Source organism: Amycolatopsis heterodermiae, assembly GCF_034929455.1.
Classification (GTDB): Bacteria; Actinomycetota; Actinomycetes; order Mycobacteriales; family Pseudonocardiaceae; genus Amycolatopsis; species Amycolatopsis heterodermiae.
The window spans coordinates 1-20623 of record NZ_JAYFSI010000026.1 but is presented as its reverse complement, the minus strand read 5'-3'; the positions used below and the strand labels follow the sequence as shown (position 1 = coordinate 20623).

Annotated in this window: 17 protein-coding genes; 9 read left to right on the top strand and 8 right to left on the bottom strand. The window is 72.1% G+C overall.

Annotated elements, in window-relative coordinates; translation table 11 throughout:
* Positions 1-99: 99 nt before the first annotated feature.
* Positions 100-1023, top strand: coding sequence for a LysR family transcriptional regulator (locus VA596_RS49605; RefSeq protein ID WP_323337796.1), 924 nt, complete (start codon positions 100-102; stop codon positions 1021-1023).
* A gap of 382 nt (positions 1024-1405) precedes the next feature.
* Here the strand turns inward: VA596_RS49605 and VA596_RS49600 are convergent, their stop codons facing one another.
* The 4 genes from VA596_RS49600 to VA596_RS49585 are packed head-to-tail and all read right to left on the bottom strand — an operon-like array spanning position 1406 to position 6569.
* Positions 1406-2545 carry a Gfo/Idh/MocA family protein gene (locus VA596_RS49600; RefSeq protein ID WP_323337795.1) on the bottom strand — a complete coding sequence of 380 codons (1140 nt, stop codon included), beginning with the start codon at positions 2543-2545 and terminating at the stop codon, positions 1406-1408.
* 7 nt (positions 2546-2552) lie between these two features.
* A complete protein-coding gene (locus VA596_RS49595) occupies positions 2553-3329 on the bottom strand; it encodes a sugar phosphate isomerase/epimerase family protein (RefSeq protein ID WP_323337794.1) in 777 nt (258 codons plus the stop codon).
* A gap of 60 nt (positions 3330-3389) precedes the next feature.
* Entirely contained in the window at positions 3390-4331 is a 942-nt protein-coding gene (locus tag VA596_RS49590) for a glycoside hydrolase family 6 protein (RefSeq protein ID WP_323337793.1), read from the bottom strand.
* A 30-nt stretch (positions 4332-4361) separates the two neighbouring features.
* Positions 4362-6569 (bottom strand): glycoside hydrolase family 9 protein, encoded by a 2208-nt coding sequence (locus tag VA596_RS49585; protein WP_323337792.1) that lies wholly within the window; start codon positions 6567-6569, stop codon positions 4362-4364.
* A 292-nt stretch (positions 6570-6861) separates the two neighbouring features.
* Here VA596_RS49585 and VA596_RS49580 point away from each other — a divergent pair, with 292 nt between their 5' ends.
* The 5 genes from VA596_RS49580 to VA596_RS49560 all read left to right on the top strand — a co-directional run bounded on the left by VA596_RS49580 (position 6862) and on the right by VA596_RS49560 (position 12368).
* Positions 6862-8148: an ABC transporter substrate-binding protein gene (locus tag VA596_RS49580; RefSeq protein ID WP_323337791.1), complete on the top strand. Its 1287-nt coding sequence runs from the start codon at positions 6862-6864 to the stop codon at positions 8146-8148.
* A 63-nt stretch (positions 8149-8211) separates the two neighbouring features.
* Positions 8212-9171: a carbohydrate ABC transporter permease gene (locus VA596_RS49575; protein ID WP_323337790.1), complete on the top strand. Its 960-nt coding sequence runs from the start codon at positions 8212-8214 to the stop codon at positions 9169-9171.
* A complete protein-coding gene (locus VA596_RS49570) occupies positions 9171-9992 on the top strand; it encodes a carbohydrate ABC transporter permease (RefSeq protein ID WP_323337789.1) in 822 nt (273 codons plus the stop codon). The genes VA596_RS49575 and VA596_RS49570 overlap by 1 nt, the downstream gene beginning before the upstream one ends.
* Positions 9989-11311 (top strand): GH1 family beta-glucosidase, encoded by a 1323-nt coding sequence (locus tag VA596_RS49565; RefSeq protein WP_323337788.1) that lies wholly within the window; start codon positions 9989-9991, stop codon positions 11309-11311. The genes VA596_RS49570 and VA596_RS49565 overlap by 4 nt, the downstream gene beginning before the upstream one ends.
* Positions 11312-11366: 55 nt before the next feature.
* Positions 11367-12368 carry a LacI family DNA-binding transcriptional regulator gene (locus VA596_RS49560; protein WP_323337787.1) on the top strand — a complete coding sequence of 334 codons (1002 nt, stop codon included), beginning with the start codon at positions 11367-11369 and terminating at the stop codon, positions 12366-12368.
* Positions 12369-12373: 5 nt separating this feature from the next.
* Here the strand turns inward: VA596_RS49560 and VA596_RS49555 are convergent, their stop codons facing one another.
* The 4 genes from VA596_RS49555 to VA596_RS49540 all read right to left on the bottom strand — a co-directional run bounded on the left by VA596_RS49555 (position 12374) and on the right by VA596_RS49540 (position 17678).
* Positions 12374-14152, bottom strand: a complete 1779-nt coding sequence (locus VA596_RS49555; RefSeq protein WP_323337786.1) for a DUF2264 domain-containing protein — start codon at positions 14150-14152, stop codon at positions 12374-12376.
* A complete protein-coding gene (locus tag VA596_RS49550; RefSeq protein ID WP_323337785.1) occupies positions 14149-15111 on the bottom strand; it encodes a hydroxyacid dehydrogenase in 963 nt (320 codons plus the stop codon). The genes VA596_RS49555 and VA596_RS49550 overlap by 4 nt, the downstream gene beginning before the upstream one ends.
* 61 nt (positions 15112-15172) lie before the next feature.
* Entirely contained in the window at positions 15173-16270 is a 1098-nt protein-coding gene (locus VA596_RS49545) for a substrate-binding domain-containing protein (RefSeq protein ID WP_323337784.1), read from the bottom strand.
* A gap of 304 nt (positions 16271-16574) precedes the next feature.
* Positions 16575-17678, bottom strand: a complete 1104-nt coding sequence (locus VA596_RS49540) for an FUSC family protein (RefSeq protein WP_323337783.1) — start codon at positions 17676-17678, stop codon at positions 16575-16577.
* A 67-nt stretch (positions 17679-17745) separates the two neighbouring features.
* Between VA596_RS49540 and VA596_RS49535 the strand changes: the two genes are divergently transcribed.
* The 3 genes from VA596_RS49535 to VA596_RS49525 all read left to right on the top strand — a co-directional run.
* Entirely contained in the window at positions 17746-18747 is a 1002-nt protein-coding gene (locus tag VA596_RS49535) for an acyl-CoA dehydrogenase family protein (protein WP_323337782.1), read from the top strand.
* On the top strand, positions 18744-20012 hold the full coding sequence (locus VA596_RS49530; protein WP_323337781.1) for a bifunctional PIG-L family deacetylase/class I SAM-dependent methyltransferase: 1269 nt from the start codon (positions 18744-18746) through the stop codon (positions 20010-20012). Before VA596_RS49535 ends, VA596_RS49530 begins: the two co-directional genes overlap by 4 nt.
* Positions 20009-20623: glycosyltransferase family 2 protein (locus VA596_RS49525; RefSeq protein WP_323337780.1), on the top strand; the 615-nt coding region annotated here is incomplete at its 3' end. The genes VA596_RS49530 and VA596_RS49525, both read left to right, overlap by 4 nt.

The following is a 20623-nucleotide window of genomic DNA, read 5'->3' as shown; positions in this document are numbered from 1 at the left end:
CGCGCCCGGCAACGGCCGGGCGCGGTCCGTTTCAGAGCCGTGAACCCAGGTTTCCTCGCACCGGGGAAGCCCGCGCTCCCACCGCATTAAGCTCGGCACATGGAGCTACGCCAGCTTCGCTACTTCGTGACCGTCGCCACCGAACTGAACTTCGGGCGCGCCGCGGAGCGGCTGCACATCGCCGGACCGTCGCTGTCCCAGCAGATCAAGGCCCTCGAGCGGGACCTGGCCTGCCGGCTGTTCGACCGCGACCGCCGGTCGGTCACGCTCACCGAGTGCGGCGAGACCCTGCTGCCGAAGGCGCAGTCGCTGCTCACGCAGGCGGACGACCTGCGCCGGACGGCGGCGGGGATGGGCGCGCGCGAGCCGGTGCGGCTGGGGTACGTCAACTGGCGCCCCGACGACCTGCTCGGCCGGGTCGCGGGCGTGGCGCAGCTGCACGTCGACACGTGGGTGCTGCCGTCCCACGCCCAGGTGCGCCGGGTCGCCGACGAGAGCATCGACCTGGCGATCTGCTGGGTGACCGCCGGCGACCTGGCCGAACACGGCCTGCGCGCCGACCTGATCGGCGCGGACCGGCTCTACGCGGTCGGCACCGGCACCGGTGAGGTGCGCGCGTCGGACACGCTGGTGCTCGTCGACGGTGACACCGCGAGCTGGGCGTCCTGGAACGCCTACGCCGAGGAGTTCGCCGACGCCACGGGCGCGCGGATCGTCCGCACCCGCGACGGCGGCATCACCGGCCCGGCGTTCTTCGACCACGCCCGCAAGCTGCGGCGCCCGGTGCTCAACTCGCCGAAGGGCCAGACCACCCCGATCCCGCCGGACCTGGCCCGGCGGGAGATCGTGGCGCCGACGCCGTTCTGGACGTGGTCGCTGGTGTCCCGCCAGGACGAGACCCGAGCGCCGGTCCTGGCGACGATCGCCGCGCTTACCGCTGATGTCGGTGGGCTCGGCCTGGAAACGGGCACGCCGTGGCTGCCCTCCGACGACCCGCACGCCACGGTTACGCCGAAGGTTTGACGCTCGGCTGGTGCGAGACGAGACCGCGGCGCACTCGGCACGGCGACCCGCACTGGGCCATCGCCTCGACGGCCTGACACTCGCCCTCGGCGGGCACCTCATCGGCGCCTGCCGACAGCCCCACTCGGCCGCGGCAGGCACACCCGCGGCACCGCCAGGACGAATCCGCGCGGCGGTCCTGGAATCGCCGCTCTCACCGCCGAGGTCGGCTCGGACATGGGCACACCGTGGCTGCCTGCCAACGCCCCACACGCGGCCATCGCTTCGACCGGCAACGTCGGCGCCCGCCAACAGCTCGACTCGGCCGCGGTGCCGACGAGTCAGCCCAGCACCACCCACCGCCCAGTCCGGGACGACCCCACCCGACCGCGGTGCCGACGGATCAGCCCAGCTCCACCCGGCGCCCCGTACGGGACGACTCCAGCCCCGCCTCCGCCAGCCTGATGCCCCTCGCTCCTGCCTGGAAGTCGTACGGGTGGGGCCCGTCCGCGACTACATGGCGGACGAACTGCTCCCACTGCGCCTTGAAGCCGTTGCCGAACTCGGTGTTGTCCGGGACCTCCTGCCACTGGGCGCGGTAGTCGCGCGTCTCCGGCAGGTCCGGGTCCCACACCGGCTTCGGGGTCACCTCGCGCGGCTGGACCACGCACTTGTGCAGGCCGGCCACCGCGCTTCCCCGGGTGCCGTCCACCTGGAACTCCACCAGCTCGTCGCGGTGGACGCGGACGCACCACGACGAGTTCAGCTGCGCGATCACCCCGCCGTCCAGCTCGAAGATCGCGTACGCCGCGTCGTCGGCCGTTTCCTCGTAGGTGTCACCTTGTTCGTCCACCCTGGACGGGATGTGGGTGACGGCCCGGGCCGTCACCGCGCGGACTGCGCCGAACAGGTTCTCCAGCACGTAGTTCCAGTGGCAGAACATGTCCACGACGATGCCACCGCCGTCTTCGGCTCGGTAGTTCCAGCTCGGCCGTTGCGCGCTCTGCCAGTCGCCTTCGAAGACCCAGTAGCCGAACTCGCCGCGCACGGACAGGATGCGGCCGAAGAACCCGCTGTCCACCAGCCGTGCGAGCTTGCGCAGGCCGGGCAGGTACAGCTTGTCGTGCACGACGCCGTTCTTCACGCCCGCCGCGGCCGCCTGCCGGGCGAGCGTCAACGCGCCTTCGACCGATTCCGCCAGGGGCTTCTCGGTGTAGATGTGTTTGCCCGCGTCGATCGCCCGCGCGATCGCCTTCTCGCGGACCGACGTGAGCTGGGAGTCGAAGTAGAGCGGGAAGTCGGCGTCGGCGAGCGCGGTGTCGAGGTCGGTCGTCCAGCGGGTCAGGCCGTGGCGGCGGGCGATCTCGGACAGCTTGCCGTCGCTGCGGCCGACGAGCAGCGGTTCGAGCTGCACGCGGGAGCCGTCGGCGAGCAGGACGCCGCCCTGCTCGCGGATCGCCAGGACCGAGCGCACCAGGTGCTGGCGGTAGCCCATCCGGCCGGTGACGCCGTTCAGCACGACGCCCAGGGTCCGACTTGTCATTTCCACCTCACTGATCGGGGTGCGCGTACCGGCCGAACCAGGCGGCGGCCGCGCGCAGGGGAACGTCGACGGCGGCGAGGTCCGGGTACCAGGCCTTCTCCCACTCCAGGGAGACCCAGCCCGACCACGACCGGAGCAGCTCGCCGCACTCGGCAAGCGGGATCGCGCCCTCGCCCGGCGGGACCGGGGTCGGGTCGTCCCGGCCCACCGCGTCCTTGACCTGGAAGTAGCCGAGGTAGCGGCCCAGCACGTCGCGCGTGACGGCCGGTTCTTCCCCGGCCCGCCACGGGTGCACCGCGTCCCACAGGACGGCGACCAGGTCCGGGTCGCCGAACGGCTCGACGACCTCCCGGGCCGCGGCGCCGGTCGGCCGCGAGTCGTGGGTTTCGAGCAGCAGCCGCACGCCGGAGCCGCGCAGGTCGTCGAGGACGGCTTCGATCCGGGGTCGCGCCTCGCCGTCACCGCCGGGGAAGACGCGCACCGACGGCGCGCCGATCCCGTGCGCCAGCTCGATCAGCGCGCGCAGCTCGTCGACCACCGGCCCGTCGGGGCCGGGACGGCAGACCTTCGCGTACCCGGCCAGGCACGCGACGGCCAGCCCTTGGTCGTCGAGCAGGGAACGGAAGTCGCCGACGGCCGTGTTCGCCAGTCCCAAGTGGACTTCTTCGTCCGGGTGCACGCGCAGCTCCAGGCCTTCACACCCGTGCGCCAGCGCCGTCCTCGCGGCCTCGCGCACCGGGACTCCCGGCATGCCCAGCGTGCTCACGGCGAACCGCCAGCCCATCGGCGACCTCCCTCGCTCAGCCTCCTTTGTAAGCGCTTACAGTATTGTGTGTCAAGGGTTTCACGTCCCGTCGATCAGCCGGACGGCGAGGTCCGGGCTGAACGTCCCCGCGGGCACCGTCGGCGCGATGCCGCACTGGCCGTCGGACACGCCCGGCGTCTTGACCCACAGGAGCATCTCCGCGCCACCACCGATCTGCGCGGTGACGCCGAGCTTGCGCCCGGCCGGGTTGCACCAGTTCCCGTTGGAGCCGTTGGCGTTGCGGCTGGTGTCGACGACGAACTGCGCGCTGCCGCCCACCCCCGACTTCACCGAATTGGCGTAGCTCACCGACTGGCTGGTGGTGTAGTAGTTCGACACGTTCACCGCGAAGCCCCGGACGTTCGCCACCCCGGCCGCCTTCAGGCGGCTGGCCATGGTCGGCGCCGCCACCCAGCCCGCGTTGCCGCCGTCGAGGTAGGCGTAGGTGTTCGGCGCCTTCTGCTGGAACATCTGCGTCGCGTAGGTGAGCATCGTGTTCCGGTCGGCGATCTGCGCGCTGCTCATGCAGTCGAAGTCGCCGAGCGCGTCCGGCTCGATGATCACGACGGCCGGGTGGGTCCCGATGCCGGCCGCGAACCCCGAGATCCACGTCTTGTACGCGCCGAGGCTCCCGGCTCCCCCGCCGGACTCGCCGCCGCACGCGTCGCGGCCGGGCAGGTTGTAGGCGACCAGCACCGGCAGCTTGTCGTGGCTGTCGGCGGCGCCGACGTAGCTCGCCACCGAGCTGCCGATGTTCGCGTCGTTGCCGAACCACTTGGCGATCGGCTTCGACGCGATGGACGCGTTGATCTTCGAGGCTCGCGAGTCACCCGAGTGCGACGCCACCCACTGGGCGGGCGCCGAACCCGGGTTGACGTAGAACCCGCTGGTCAGGTCGATCGGACTGGCCGCGCTCGCGGGCTCGGCCGTGCCCACGAGCAAGAGTGCCGACACCGCGAGGATGCGGGCTGTCCACGGCATTGTGGACCTCCTTCTTTTCTTGTGGAGGGGTTACTTGCCGGCGGCGAACGCCGCGACCCAGGCGAGCGACGAGTTCCAGTTGATCGCCGTCTCGTTCGTGGAGTAGGAGAAGATGTCGTCGATGTAGCACTTCGCGGGCGCGCAGCCTGGCAGGTTCTGCTGGGCGACGGGGTCCTGCAACCCGCTGTTCGGGCCGCCGGCCAGCGAACCCGGCGGCGGGGGCGGCAGCTTCGGGTCGAGCTGGTGGGCCCAGATCCGGCCGTGCTCGTTGATGCTGGCCCGCTCGCCGTAGCCGGTGACGAACGACTGGTTCAGCCCGTTGCGGCCGAGCAGGTAGTCCATCGACTCGAGGACGGCGTCGCGGTACCCCGGCCGGTGCGTCAGGTCGTAGGCCGTCGCGATCACCAGGGCGTTGTTGGTGGTGGAACTGCTCGAACCCCACGGGTAGGCCGCCGCCTTGAACGGGTTCGGGTACCCCTGGCTGTTGACGTTGCGCACGTACTGGTCGGCGACGCTCAGCACCCGCTGCCGGGCACCCAGGACGCGGTCCAGGGGGAAGCGCCACGGGAGCCGGGCGATCGTGAGGTCGGTCAGGGCACCGGTGTCGCGCCACGAGAACCCGTCGGCGGTGATCCGGCCGGTCATCGACTTCAGGTAGGTCCGGTCGCCCGTGGTCGCGTACAGCTCGGTCGCCGCCCAGGAGAACTCGTCGGTGACGTCCGTGTCGGCGTACGCGCCGCCGCCGACGCTGTCGTCGGACGGCGCGTAGATCGCCGGGTGGGCGAGCGCGGCCTGCCACGCCGTCTTGGCCGCGGCCAGGCACTTCGCCGCGAACGCGCGGTCGTAGGGCAGCCAGACGCGGGCGCACTGGGCGGCCGCGGCGGCCAGGTTGAGCGTCGCCGCGGTGGACGGCGGGTGCAGGTAGCGCGGCTGCGCGTCGGCCTGGGGCTGCGTCGGCAGCGCGGTCCAGGCGAGGTCGTGGATCTTGTGGTGGGCCATGCCCGCGAGGGGCTGCCCGGCCGGGACCTGCATCTTCAGCAGGAACTCGACCTCCCAGCGGGACTCGTCGAGCACGTCCGGGACGCGGTTGCCCGCTTCGGGTACCTTCAGCAGGCCGTCCTTCAGGCTCGCCCAGTCCCCTGTGGACAGTGACCGTTCGTAGCTGTCCATGAGCTGCCACGCGGCGAGCGCGCCGTTGACGACGTACTTGCCCTGGTCGCCGGCGTCGTACCAGCCGCCGCTGACGTCGAGGGAGTAGTCGCAGGTCCCGGGCAGGCAGGGCACGGACGTGTCGCCCTTGTTGGGCGCGACACCGAGGTGCCCGGCCGGGCGCGCGTACGCGTCACCGACGTAGGCGGCGTCGATCGGGGTGCCGCTGCGGACGAGGTAGAAGTACTCCAGGGCGTCCTTGCGCAGGCCGTCGTACGGGTTGCGCGCGATGTCGAACGGCTCGCTGACCGCCGGGCCGACCGCGAGGGTGTAACCGGTCCCCTCCTTGCGGTAGTCGCCGAAGTCCGCGATGTGCACGTGGTCGCCCGAGGCGGCGTCGTCGCCGCGCACCTGGGTCCGGCCCTTCTTCACGACCTTGCCCGTGCTGTCGCGAAGTTCCCACGGCACCGGCTTGGTCGAAGCATCCACAATGGACGCCTCCTTCGGGCCGGTCGTCGCGTACCCGACCTGGTTCACCCGCACGGGTGAGCCGTAGTCCTTGCCGCCGCCCGGGGCGATGGCGCCCCCGGTGAGCGAGACGTCGTCGACGCAGAACGTGTAGGCCTTGGCGGCGCCGCCGAACTGGAAGTTCACCTGGCCGCGCAGGGTGGACAGGCTGGAGTTGCCGGTGAAGGTGAACGTCTTCGGGGTGCTCGTGACGGCGGCGGTCTTCGAGAACATCGTCGTGCTCGGGGCGACCGCGAGGCCGAGGCCGGCGCGGATGGTGACGTCGGCGGTGGCCGTCGCGGTGAACCGCAGTGTGTACGGCTGGCCCGTTTCCAGGGGGATGTCGTTCTCGCCGAGCATCGAGTCCCACGGGTTGACCGTGCCGGCGGGGACGTCGGCGCACAGGCGACCGGCGTCGATGCGGGACGGGGTGTTCCCGCTGCTCCACCACGGGGCCTTGGTGGTGTCGAAGGTGCCGTTGAGCACGCGTTCGTACGGCGCGTCGGCGTGCGCGGCCGGGGCCAGCGTCACGGCGAGCACGGCGGGCAAGCAGGCTGCGAGCAGCCTGGATCTTACGGACATACCGGAACTCCTGGGGACTTGAAGGAGCCGGCACGCCACAGCGTCAGCGGGGATGGTGCGCCCGGGACGGCGGGTGTGTCAACCGTCCCGGGGTCTTGACAGCTGCCTCTTCACAACCGCGCCAACTCCGGGTTACAGTTCTGTAAGCGCTTCCAATTCTGGCGCAAGCCAGCCAGCGTCCCACCGGCACAGCCGCAGCGTCGCAGCAGGTGAAGGTGTTTTCACAAAGTCGTGATGTAGGCCGAACGGACTGTTAGCGGTTCCGGAATCGGCCTCGCAAGTGGAGGATTTCATGCCTGCCAGACTCAGGCGGACACTGCTGGCCACCGCCATGGCCGCCACCCTCACCGCCGCCGCGGCCTGCGGCGGCGCGAACGATCAGCAGAGCGCGTCCGGCCCGGTCACCCTCGTGGTGAAGACGTTCAGCCAGTTCGGCTACGACGCCCTGTACAAGCAGTACGAGGCCAGCCACCCCGGGGTCACCATCAAGGAGGAGAACATCGGGAAGCTGGGCGACTACTCGCCCAAGCTGCAGCAGTGGATGACCGCGGGCTCCGGGGCCGGCGACGTCGTGGCGCTCGAAGAGGGCATCATCAGCCAGTACGTCGCGAAGCCGGACAAGTTCGTCAACCTCCTCGACAAGGGCGCGGACTCCCTCAAGCCGGACTACCTGGACTGGAAGTGGAACCAGGCCCTGACCGCCGACGGCAAGACGCTGATCGGGCTCGGTACCGACATCGGTGCCCAGGGGATGTGCTACCGCAAGGACCTGTTCCAGAAGGCCGGCCTGCCGGTGGATCGCGACCAGGTCGGCGCCCTCTGGCCCACGTGGGACGCCTACCTGGCGACGGGAAAGCGCTTTCTCACCGCGAACACCGGCGCGAAGTTCTACGACTCCTCCAGCGGCATGTACCAGAACATCCTGATGCAGCAGGGTGATCACACCTACTACGACAGGGCGAACGCCTTCGTCGCGGACAGCAACCCCGCCGTGCGCAGCGCCTACGACCAGACCGTCGGGATGATCCAGGGCGGGCTGTCGGCGAACCTCGACCAGTACAGCCCGCAGTGGAACGCCGGGTTCAAGAAGGGCACGTTCGCCACCATCGCGTGCCCGTCGTGGATGCTCGCGACCATCCAGAAGCAGGCCGGCCCCGAAAACGCCGACAAGTGGGACGTCGCCAAGGTGCCGGGCAACGGCGCGGTGCGCGGCGGCTCGTTCCTCGCCGTGCCGAAGCAGAGCAAGCACCAGGACCAGGCCGTCGAGCTGGTGAAGTTCCTGACCAGCGCGCAGGGCCAGATCGGCGCGTTCCAGGCGAAGGGCAACTTCCCATCGTCCCCGCAGGCCATCGACGACCCGGTCGTCCAGGGGCTGACCAACGCCTACTTCGGCGGCGCGCCGGTCGGGAAGATCTTCGGTGCCAGCGCGAAGGCCGTGAAGCCGGTGTACCTCGGCCCGGCGAACGTCGCCATCGGCGACCGGTTCACCAACGCGCTGCTCGCCGTCGAACAGGGCAAGCTCCAGCCGGACGAGGCGTGGGCGAAAGCCATCGACGAAGCCCGGCGCCTGGTCAAGTAGCCCCGGGCGGGGCGCGCGAGGCGTCCCGCGCGTCCCGCCCGGCCTCCATTAAGGACATTCGAGTTGGTCACCCAGCAACGGCCCCGCACGGCCGCGAAACCCCCGGCGCCGCCCAGGCCCCGGGAACGCGGCAGCCTGCTGTCCCGGTGGGACCTCAAGGCCTCGCCGTACCTGTACATCGCCCCGTTCTTCCTCGTCTTCGCGGTCTTCGGCCTGTTCCCCCTGCTCTACACGGCATGGGTCTCGCTGCACAACTGGGACCTCGGCGGCGACGGCGGCTTCATCGGCTTCGGCAACTACGCCACCCTCTTCGGCGACCCGGACTTCTGGAACGCCGTCGTCAACACCCTCGGCATGCTGGTGCTGGCCACGGTGCCGCAGCTGCTGCTCGCGATGGTGGTCGCCGCGCTGCTGAACCAGCAGCTGCGCGCCCGGCTGCTGCTGCGGATGGGCGTGCTGCTGCCGATCGTCACGTCGGTGGCGGCGGTCGGCATCGTGTTCAGCCAGATCTTCGACCGCGACGCGGGCATGGTCAACGGCCTGCTGCACCTGGTCGGTATCTCGCCGGTCGACTGGCGCGCCGACAAGTGGTCGTCCTGGGTCGCCATCTCGACGATGGTCGACTGGCGCTGGACCGGCTACAACTCGCTGATCTACCTGGCGGCCATGCAGTCGATCCCACGTGAGCTGTACGAAGCGGCCACTGTGGATGGTGCGTCCAAGATCCGGCAGTTCCGCAGCATCACGGTGCCGATGATCCGCCCGGCGATCGTGTTCACGGTGATCATGTCGACCATCGCCGGCATGCAGCTGTTCACCGAGCCGCTGATCTTCGGGCAGGGCACGTACGCCATCTCCGGCGGCTCGCTGCGCCAGTTCCAGACCGTGTCGATGTACATGTTCGAGAAGGCCTTCCGCGACGCCGACCTCGGCTACGGCTCGGCCATCGCGTGGATGATCTTCCTGCTCATCACCATCCTCGCGGTCGTCAACTTCCTCGTCACCCGGAGGTCCTCGAAGTGATGCGGAAGACCTCTCCCCTGGTCTACGTCACGCTGCTGGCCGGGATCGCGCTCTCGGCGTTCCCGCTGTACTGGCTGTTCGTGGTCGCCACCCGGACCAACGACATCGTCGGCGACTGGCCGCCGCCGCTGCTGCCCGGCGGCAACCTCTTCGGCAACGTCGGCCGGCTGTTCACCGCCGAGGACGCGAACTTCCTGCTGGGCCTGGTGAACTCGGCGATCGCGTCGGTGGTCGTCACCGTCTCCGTCGTCTTCTTCAGCACCCTGGCCGGGTTCGCCTTCGCCAAGCTGCGCTTCCGCGGCCGCAACGGGCTGCTGGTGGTCATCCTCGGCACGATGATGATCCCGGTGCAGATGGGCATCATCCCGCTGTACATGATCATGGTGCAGCTGGGCTGGCAGAACCGGCTGCAGGCGGTGATCGTGCCGTTCCTCGTCTCCGCGTTCGGCGTGTTCATGATGCGGCAGTACGCCGAGCGCTCGGTGCCGGACGAGCTGATCGAGGCCGCGCGCATCGACGGCTGCTCGACGTTCCGGATCTACCTCACGGTCGTGCTGCCCGCGCTGCGGCCGGGCGCGTCGGTGCTGGCGCTGTTCACGTTCATGAGCACCTGGAACGAGTTCCTCTGGCCGATCGCGGTGCTGGAGAACGACAACCCGACCGTGCAGTTCTCGCTGAACCAGCTGTCCACGAGCTACTACACCGACTACACGCTGATGTTCGCCGGCGCGCTCGTCGCCTGCGTCCCGCTGCTGCTGGTCTTCCTGGCCTTCGGCAAGCAGATCATCGGCGGCATCATGGAAGGAGCGGTCAAGGCGTGAGCACGTTCGAACCCGGTTTTCTCTGGGGCGCGGCGACGTCGAGCTACCAGATCGAGGGCGCGACGGCCGAGGACGGACGCGGACCGTCCATCTGGGACACCTTCGCCGCGACCCCCGGCAAGGTCGACCAGGGCGACACCGGTGACGTCGCCGCCGACCACTACCACCGCTACCGCGACGACGTCACGCTCATGAAGGACCTCGGGCTCGGTGCGTACCGGTTCTCCGTCGCCTGGCCGCGGATCCAGCCCACCGGGTCCGGGGCGGTCGAGCAACGCGGGCTCGACTTCTACCGCCGGCTCGTCGACACGCTGCTGGAGCACGGCATCCAGCCGTGGCCGACGCTCTACCACTGGGACCTGCCCCAGCCTCTCGAAGACGCCGGCGGCTGGCCCAACCGGGACACCGCGCAGCGGTTCGCCGACTACGCGGCGATCGTGCACGACGCGTTCGCCGACCGCGTGACGCACTGGACGACGCTGAACGAGCCGTGGTGCTCGGCGTTCCTCGGCTACGCCACCGGACGGCACGCGCCGGGACGGCAGGAGCCCGGTGCCGCGGTGCGCGCCGCCCACCACCTGCTGCTGGGGCACGGCCTCGCCGCGGAAGCCATGCCGGACAGCACGGTCGGCCTCACGCTGAACCTGACGCACGTCTCCCCCGCGTCCCGCGCCGAGCCCGACCTCGACGCCGCCCGGCGGATCGACGGCATGCAGAACCGGCTGTTCCTCGATCCGGTGCTGCTCGGCGAATACCCCGCCGACGTCCAGGCGGACCTGGCCGGGGTGACGTCGTTCGACCACGTCCTCCCGGGGGATCTGAAGACCGTCTCCGCGCCGCTGGACTTCCTCGGCGTCAACTACTACTCGCCCATGCTCGTCGCCGGCGGCGGCGCGCCCCGGCCGTCGGCCTACGTCGGTTCGGACCGGGTCACGCAGGTCGACGGCGGCCGCCCTCGGACGTCGATCGGCTGGGAGATCGACGCCGGTGGCCTGCTGTCCCTGCTGACGCGGGTGAAACGGGACTATCCGGCCATCCCGCTGTACGTCACGGAAAACGGCGCGGCCTTCGACGAGCCCGTGCACGACCGGGCGCGAGTCACCTATCTGGACGGTCACCTGCGGGCCTGTGCGTCCGCGATCGCCCGGGGTGTCCCGCTCAAGGGGTATTTCGCGTGGTCGCTGCTCGACAACTTCGAGTGGTCCTACGGGTACGCGCAGCGGTTCGGGCTGGTGCACGTCGATTACAAGACCCAGGAGCGCACGCTCAAGGACAGCGCCCGCTGGTACGCCGCCGTCATCGCCCGGCACGGCCTGTGAGCGCTCACAGTCTTGTTAAGCTGACCGTCCGATCGATCCGGGGGAGGCGAGCACGATGAGCAACCGGCCGTCGACGCTCGAGGAAGTGGCGCGCCTGGCCGGGGTGTCCACCGGCACCGTGTCCCGGGTGATCAACAACGCCCCGCACGTCAGCAAGAAGTCGCGCGAAGCCGTGCAGCGGGCCATCGAGGAGCTGGGGTACGTGCCGAACACCGCGGCCCGGTCACTGGCCACGGCCCGGCGCGGCGCGGTGGTGCTGGCCATCTCCAGCGACGACCCGGCGTTGTTCGCCAACCAGTTCTTCGCCGAGGTGATCGCCGGGGTCAACGCCGTCATCGAGGAGACCGACCTCCAGCTGATGCTGGTGCTCGCGGCGTCCGAACGCGGCCGCTCGCGGCTGACGCGCATCCTGCAGTCGCGGGCCGCGGACGGCGTCATGCTGCTGGCGCTGCGGGAGAACGACCCGCTGTCGAAGATCGCCGACGAGGGCCAGGTGCCGGTGGTCCACGGTGGACGCTCGCTCGACCGCACGCCCCCGCACTACGTCGACGCCGACAACCGCGGGGGCGCCCGGCAGGCCGTGGAGTACCTGGTCTCGCTCGGGCGGCAGCGGATCGCGACGATCACCGGGCAGACCGACCAGCACGCCGGCGTCAACCGGTACCTGGGGTTCCGCGAGGCCCTCGCGCTGGCCGGGCTGCCCGACCACCGCGTGGCGCACGGCGACTTCAGCGAGGCCAGCGGCGTCGAGGGGATGGCGCGGCTGCTCGACGAGCACGCGGATCTCGACGCGGTGTTCGTTGCGTCCGACGCGATGGCGGCCGGGGCGTTGAAGGTCCTGCGGCAGCGGGGCCGTTCGGTGCCCGAGGACGTCGCGGTGGTCGGGTTCAACGACATCGTCACCGCGCAGCACACGCACCCCGCGCTGACCACGGTGCGCCAGCCGATCGAGGCGCTGGGCCGGGAGATGACGCGGATGCTGGTGCGGCTGATCGACGGCGAGAAGCCGACGTCGCTGATCCTGCCGACCGAGCTGGTGGTCCGCGAGTCCGCCTGAGCGCGTCATCCGGCGGTCACCTCCAGGGGGTCGAAGGTGATCCGGACCGTGAAGCCGTCCGGCCAGCGGATGCCCTCTTCGGTGACGTCCAGGTCGGTGGCCTCGGTGCCGAGCACGGCGTGGGCGATGAAGACGGTCGTCCCGTCGAGGTCGCCGGTGAGTCTCGGGAGGGAGACCCATGGCGTGTACGCGGTACCGTGCGGCGCGCGGACCTCGTCCTGCCCGGTCCAGCCGCTGAGGGGTTTGAGCACGGACTCCGCGGCCCAGCCGGTCTGTTCCACGGTCGCTCCCGGTGGGGCTCCGACCACTCGGTGCACGCGCACCTCGTCGCGCCCGCGCGCCACCGTGACGCTCTCGACGCGCAGGCCCGGGACGGCTGCCGTCTTGAAGATCGGCCGGTGCCAGGACGCGGCCCAGCCCCAGCCGTCACCCTGGCCCGCGCCGAGCGGGTGGATCCGGCGGCGGACGCTGCGCACTCCCCCGGCGACGACGGCGAAGTGGTTGTCGGCGGCGTTGTCCTTGGCCGTGGGGCCGGTGCAGGTGGAGTAGGCGAAGCGGCTGTAGTGCGGATCGTCGGCCGACTCGGCTTCGTGGGGACGCAGGTGGTCGCTGCCGTGGTTGTGCAGCCGGACGACGCCGTCCGCCTTCTGCAGCAGGAATCCCGGTGCGGGCTCCGCGCGTATCGTGTCCGTGTCGTCGGACTCCTCTGTGGACGTCCACAGTGGATGGTCCGCCGGGGCGAGCAGGCAGGCGAACGCCTTCGACGCCCAGTACGGCGAGCCCGGGCCGGAGTAGAACTGCGTGGTCGGCGGGTGCGGGCCGTGCCAGCCGAGGCTTAGGATTCCTCGGTCGTCGACGGCGCCGCGGTCGAGGAAGTACTTGAGCGCGCCGCTGAGCAGCCGTCGTGACAGGCCCGGCCGCAGCGGGGTGTCGCCGGTGACCGCGCCGAGGCCGATCGCCGACACGGCGGCGAACCGGTAGGTCAGGGACCGTCCGAAGTGGAGTGGCGCGCCGTCGGCGCCGAACCACAGTCTCAGGCTGTTCAGGTGTTCTCGCAGCCTTTCGCCGTGGTGGGCCGGTTTCCCGGCGAGGTGGGCGTCGAGGACCGGGTAGAGGTGCAGGGCCCAGCCGTTGTAGTAGTCGAAGGCGCGGCCGTCGCCGTCGGCGTACCAGCCGTCGCCGCGGTACCAGCCCTCCAGGAGTTCCAGCGCGCGGTCGCGGGCTCGGGCGGTCTCGGCGTCGCCGCGGCCGACGTCGTCGAGGAACCCGGCGACGGTGAACGGGAACAGGTACCAGTTGTTCGGCGCCGGGGTGTGCCTCAAAGCGCCTCTGAGCCACGCTTCGACGCGGTCCTGGGTTCTTGAATCGAGGCGGTCCCAGAGCCAGGGGCGGGTCAGGCGGAGCCCGAGCGCCACGGACGCGGACTCGACCATCGGCTGCCCGGCAACGTCGTGGCCGAGGATGACCGGCCACGACTCGGCGTCGTCACGGCCCGGGGTGCGGGTGCCCGCGTCGAGGCCTGCGGCGTAACGCTCCAGCCAGTTGTGCGGGTCGCCGTCCCCGGCCACGCGGAAGGCGGCGGCGAGGAAGGTGCGGGCGAAGCCTTCGAGACCGTCCGAGCGGACGCCACTGGCCGACGCGGGTCCGGGCAGGTCGAGCCGGGCTTTCCCCGGGCTCGCCCAGCGCCAGGCGGCGTCGAGCAGTCCGTCCGCGACGGCGACCCAGTGGGCGCGCGCGTAGCCGGTGTGCGGGCTCAGGGTGCGGTCTTCGGGCGGCAGCTTCACGCGATCAGTCCCATCCGGTCGCGGCGCAGCGGGTGGGCGAAGCCGTCGCCGGCTGCCCAGCGGGTGACCTCGGCTACGGCCAGTGCGGCCAGCCGGCCCAGTTCGTTGCCCTGGGAGCCCGCCAGGTGCGGGGTGATCAGCACGTGGGGGTCGTCCCAGAGGGGGTGCGCGGGCGGGAGGACCTCGGGCTCGGTGACGTCGAGGATCGCGCGGAGACGGCCGGCACCGGTCGCTTCGGCGAGGGCGTCCTGGTCGACAACGGCGCCGCGGGCGGTGTTGATCAGGACGGCGTCCGGGCGCATCGAGCCGATCAGGCCCCGGCTGACCAGGCCGCGGGTTTCGGGCAGCAGCGGCGTGTGGACGCTGACGACGTCGCTGCGCGCGAACAGCTCGGCCAGGCCCACCCGCTCGGCTCCCTCGACGTCGCCCACGTACGGATCGTGCACCAGTATGCGCAGGTCATGGGGTCGCAGAAGGGAGATCACCCGGCGGCCGATCATCGACGCGGACAGGATGCCGACCGTCCGCCGGTAGTTGCCGACGTCCCGAGGCCAGTCGTCGCGGGTGCGGCTTTCCCGGTATTCGCGGGCGCGTTCGAGCGCGCGTTTGCCCGAGAGCAGGATCATGGCGAGGGTGTACTCGGCGACCGGCACGGCGTTGGCCGCGGCCGCCGACGTCACCTCGATGCCGCGGTCCCAGCAGGCGTCGGTGACGTGCGCGCGGACCGAGCCGGCGGTGTGGACGATCGCGCGCAGCTTCGGGGCGGCGGCGAGCGCTGCGGCGTCCAGCGGCGGGCAGCCCCAGCCGGTGATCAGCAGTTCGACGTCTCGCAGCGGGTCGCCGGTGAAGTCGTCGAGGACGCCGTCGGCGAGGTCCACGACCTTCCGGAGCGCGTGCAGCGTGTCCTCGTCGAGGACGGCGTGCGCCGCTTCCCGGCTCATCGCGAGGGCCGCGCGCATCGGTGCCTCCTGGGGTGCGTTTCGGGGACGCCCTCAGTCTGATCACCTGAACGTTTTTCGGTCAATATCTCCGATCAACTCGGTCAAACGATCGGGTTGAGCTTCGCACCTTCAGCTCGGGCAGCACCGCAATCTGACGCACCGGGCCGGCGTCCGCGCCGAGGCGTTCGAGCAGCAGCCCGGCCGCGAGCCGGCCCACCTCGGCCTTGGCCGGCGCGACGGCGGTCAGCGGTGGGCTCCCCAGGGCCGCGACGACGTCGTCGTACGCCACGACCGAGCAGTCCCGCGGCACGGCGATCCCGGCCTCGGCCAGCTGCCGCACCAGCATCAGCGCGTCGACGTCGCCGTGCATGACCACACCGGAAGACCCGCGCTCGCGCACGACTTCGGCCAGTGACGGCCCGTCGGCGACGGCGGCCGGGTCGGCGCCCGCGTCCGGCGCGCTGAGCACCGCGACCGCGTCTTCGACCTCCGGGCGCGCGGCGCAGACCTCGGCGAACGCGGCACGCAGCGCCCGCGCCGTCGGGCTGTCGTCGCGCGCGGCCAGGACCAGCCGCCGGTGCCCGAGCGCCACCAGGTGGGCCACCGCCAGGTGCATGCCGTACCAGTGATCGGTGCACACGGAATCCCTGGCGTGCAAAGCACTTCCGCGGCGGGGACGGCGTTCCAGCAGCACCACGGGCACCTCGACGCCGGACAGCCAGCCGTCGTCCGCGGCTTCGGCCTCGACGGTGCGCCAGCGCGGCGCGATCAGCAGCCCCCGGACGTCGCCGCCGGCGAGCGCGCGCTCCACGATCGGCCGCTCCGCCCCCGCGACCTGCGGCGCCGGGTGCAGCACGATCCGCGTGCTGTCCTCCTCCAGCGCGGCGCGGGCGCCGTGCACGACCTCGTTGAGGTAGGCGTGCCGCTCGGGCACGACCAGCGCGACGACCCCCGTGCCGCGCTCCCCCGGCACCGGCGCCCGGCGGGCCGGCACCAGCGACCGCGCGACGCCGTGACCTCGGCGAAGCCGGCCCGCGCGGGCCAGGTCTTCGACGTCCCGGCGAGCCGTGATGACCGAGACCTCCAGCTCGGCGGCGAGGTCGGTGACCCGCACCTCGCCCCGCGACTCGACAACGGCCAGGACCCGCTGCCGCCGGTCCGCACCCGTCTCCCGCATCACGCCGCCTCGACTGCTCGTTTGACCGTTTGGCCGAGCATAGCGATCAGGACACGAGGACCACAGCAAAAGGTCCCGCTTCCGTCCGGCGAAGGCTGAGGGGGGTTGCCTGCGAGCGGAAGCGGGAGTTCGAGGCCGGTACGGGGGTCGCCTCGCGGCGAGTGGCACGACACGGCTCCGGCGGACCGGAATTCCGTGAAGGCAAGGGGTGAGGCCCGGGAACCCACCCGTACCGACACCCGTTACAACGCAAGGGGAAACGTGGTGTTCCCGCGCCCCGGGGTGACGTGCGGCACGCGCCGGCTCACCACCGACCCAGCCGCTCCAGCAGGTGCCGGACCGGGAGCGTCATCGCGCCCAGGCCGAGCGCCGCGGTGACGCCGTCGTCCGGCGCGGCGAGCCGCCGCTCGAGCTCGGCCAGCAACGCCCGGCCGTGGTCGAGGTCGACCGGGTGCCCGGTCGTGCCGACGGCGCGGACGACGTCACCGAGGGTCTCGATAAGGTCGGCCAGCGCGGCCCGCGCGTCCGGCCACGGGAGGACGAAGGTTTCTTCGTGCTGCGAGGCCGTGCGGATCGCGCCGACCAGCTGCTCGATCGGCGGCCACAGCTCGATCAGCGTCTCGGTCCGGCGGTCGTGGTCGTGGCCGGAGCGGGGATGCCGCCGTCGCAGGTTGAGGACGCGCTCCTCCCGCGTCTGCCGGACGGCGTCGGCGGCGGCCGTGACCAGGCTGCGCAGCTCGCGGGCCTCGCCGAGCCAGTCCTCGACGTCGTCGGGCGGCTCCTCCGCGCGGATCAGCCCGGCCGTGGCGTCGAGGAACGCGGCCATCGCGGTGGCCAGCCGGCCCGCGGCCGCGGCGATCCGCTGCCCGAACAGCGGCGGGTACACCAGCGCGTTGACCAAGGCGCCGATCGCCGCGCCCAGTGCCGTCTCGATCAGCCTGTCGCCGAGCAGCACCGTCGGCGTCCCGTAGGCGATCAGCAGCATGCCCGTGACGCCGACCCAGATCCCGGATTCGCCGAAGCGGCGCCACGACCCGGCCAGCAGGCCGAGGAACACCACCAGCCCCAGCGCCACCGCGGGCCACGGGATCAGCTGCCCGGCGACGCCCGCCAGGACGACGCCGGCGGCGACCGCGCCGACCTGTTGCGCCCAGCCGCGCACCGACCGGTAGACCGTCGCCTCCACGAGGAAGACCGCGGCGTAGGGCGCCAGGAACGGCTGCGGCAGGTGCAGCACCGACGTCGCGAGCAGCCACGCCCCGGTCGCCGCGAGTGTCGCCTTCGCCGCCTGCACGAGGACGTACCGTTCCCGGCCCGGGACGCGGAACGCGCGCGTCAGCCAGCCCAGCGGCGTCCGGACGCCCTGGCCGAGGATGTCGTCACCGGCCGCCGATGTCGTCTGGTCCACCCGCGGCGGCTACCCGTGTCGGCGCCGGTCCACGCATGATCGCCCGGAATCGGGGTACTCGCTCCGCATGATCACGTGGGAGGCCAGACCGGCACACGGTCTGCTGGAAACCGCTCCGCCGAAGCCGCTGCCGCTGCCCCGGTCCACCGCTTCGATCGGCGGTGACCTGCGCACGCTGTACGCCGCGGGCGCGCTCGACCTGCCGCAGCCCGGCACGGGCGGGCTGGTCGGCCGCTGGGCCGCACTGGCCGCCATCGGCCGGATCGACCTGACCCTCGCGCGGCTGGCCGAAGGGCACACCGACGCCGTCGCGATCCTCGGCGAGGCCGGCCTGACCCCCGTGCCCGGCGCGCTCTACGGCGTCTGGGCGGCGAAGTCCGGCGGCACCGGCGCGGTCCTCGAAGACGGCAGGCTCGGCGGCACCGTGCGGTTCTGCTCCGGGCTGTCCCTCCTGGACCGGGCGCTCGTCGCGGCGGGCGACCGGCTGGTCGACGTCGACCTCACCGACCCGGGCGTGCAGCGGCACCCGGACACCTGGCAGGCGGTCGGGATGGACGCCTCCGACAGCGGCGACGTCGTCTTCGACGGCATCCTGGTGTCCGCCGACACCCTCATCGGCCCGCCGGACTGGTACATCGGCCGGCCCGGTTTCGCCCTCGGCGGCGGCGGGGTCGCGGCCGTCTGGCTCGGCGGGGCGGCCGGCGTCTTCGACGGCGTCGTGGCGTACCTGCGCGAGACCGGCCGCGCCGACGACCACCAGCTGGCCCACCTGGGCGCGATGCACGCCGCGCTGCGCTCGGCCGAGACGCTGCTGCTGCACGCGGCCGGCACCATCGAGCAGGCCGCCGACCCGTGGCACGTCGCCAGCACGTGCCGCGCCGGGGTGGAGCACGCCGTCCGCGAGATCCTCGACCACGCGCCCCGGCTGACCGGCGCGAGCCCGCTGGGCCGCGACCGCCGGTTCGCGCAGCGGCTGGCCGACCTGGGGGTCTACGTCCGCCAGCACCACGCCGAACGCGACCTCGCCGCGCTGGGCCGTCAGGTGCTGGACGCCGGGGAGAGCGTATGACGCCCGAATCGGCGTGGACCCGGGGGTTTCCCGGGTGGACGGACGATCCGTTCACCCGCGCGCTGGTCGTCGCCGCCCACCCGGACGACGAAACCCTCGGCGCGAGCGGGCTGTTGCAGCACCTGCACGCCGCGGGCACGGCCGTGACGCTCGTGGTGGCCACCGACGGCGAAGCCGCGTTCCCGGACGCCGGGCCGGACGAACGCCGGGAGCTGGGCCGCACGCGGCGCCGGGAACTGCGGGATTCCCTGCGGGAGCAAGGACTTTCCGACGTCGAACCGGTCTGGCTCGGCCTGCCCGACTCGGGTCTCGCCGAGCACGAAGACACGATGACCGACGCGCTGCGGGAGCATGCCTTGGGGTGCGACCTCGTGCTGCTGCCGTGGCCGGAAGACCCGCACCCGGACCACCGCGCGGCCGGGCGGGCCGCGCTCGCCGCCGCGCCGGTGTCCGCGCACCGCTGGTCGTACCCGATCTGGCTGTGGCACTGGCGGAATCCCGCGGACGACAAGCTTCCTTGGCAGCGGGCCCGGTCCTACCGGCTGACCGGCGCCGAGCGGGCCGCGAAGGCCGCCGCCGTCGCGGCGTTCCCCTCCCAGCTCAAGCCCGGGCCGCGGGGTGAGGACCCGATCCTGCCGCCGGAGGTCCTCGCGCACTTCGACCGCCCGGCCGAGACGTTCTTCCGCGAGCCGCCCGCGCGTTCGGCGCCGGTGAGCCGGTTCGCGCAGCTCTACGCCGCCGACGACGACCCGTGGCACGTCGCCGAGGGCTGGTACGAGCGGCGCAAACGCGCCGTGCTGCTCGCTTCCCTGCCGCGGGAGCACTACGGCACGATCGTCGAGCCGGGCTGCGGGCTCGGCCTGCTGACCCGCGAGCTGGCCGGGCGCTGCGACCGGCTGTACGCCTTCGACCCGGTGCCTTCGGCTGTCGCGCGGGCCGCATCGGCGGTCGCCGACTTGTCCCATGTGGACGTCCACAGTGGATCTGTCCCGTCGGGAATCCCGGAGGGACCGGTGGATCTGCTGGTGTACAGCGAACTCCTGTACTACCTGGACGACGCCGACCTCACGGCGACCATCGAGGCGTCGGCCTCGGCGCTGGCGCCGGGCGGGGACCTGGTCGCCCTCCACTGGCGGCCGTGGGCGCCGGAGGCACCCCGCGACGCCGCCGAGACGCACGAACGGCTTCTCGCGCACCCGGCGTTCGAGCAGGTGGTGGCCCACACGGACGAGGCGTTCCTGCTGCACGTGCTGAGGCGCCGGTGATCACGGCGGTCGGCGTGGTCGTCCCGGCCCGGGACGAGCAGGACCTGATCGAGCCGTGCCTGCGCGCGCTGCGGCGGGCGTTGTGGCGGCTGCCCGCGCGCGTCGAACGGGCGGTGTGCGTGGTCGCCGACCGGTGTGCGGACGACACCGCCGCCCGCGCCCGTGCCGTGTTCGGCGGCTGGGCGACCGGCCGCGTCGTGGTCACCGGCCGGCCCCGCAAGATCGGCGAGGTCCGCGACCTCGGCGTGCACGCGGTGCGGACCGAGCTGGCCGGGCACGCGGCCTCGGAGGTGCTGCTGCTCAACACCGACGCCGACACGCAGGTCGGCTCGGGCTGGGCGCGCGAGCACCTGCGCCGGGTCGAGCGGGGCGCGCACGCGGTCACCGGCCCGGCCGAGCTGGCGGGTCCGTTCCCCGGTTCGCCGCACGCGGCCCGCCGCTACCACGCGGTGGTGTCGGGCGGGGTGAACGTCTACGGCGCCAACCTCGGCGTCCGCGCGGACGCGTTCGACACGATCGGCGGCTTCGGCGTCTGCCGGACCGGGGAGGACCACGACCTGTGGCGGCGCCTCGGCGAAGCCGGGTTCCGCTGCCGGGTGGAGCCGGCGGCG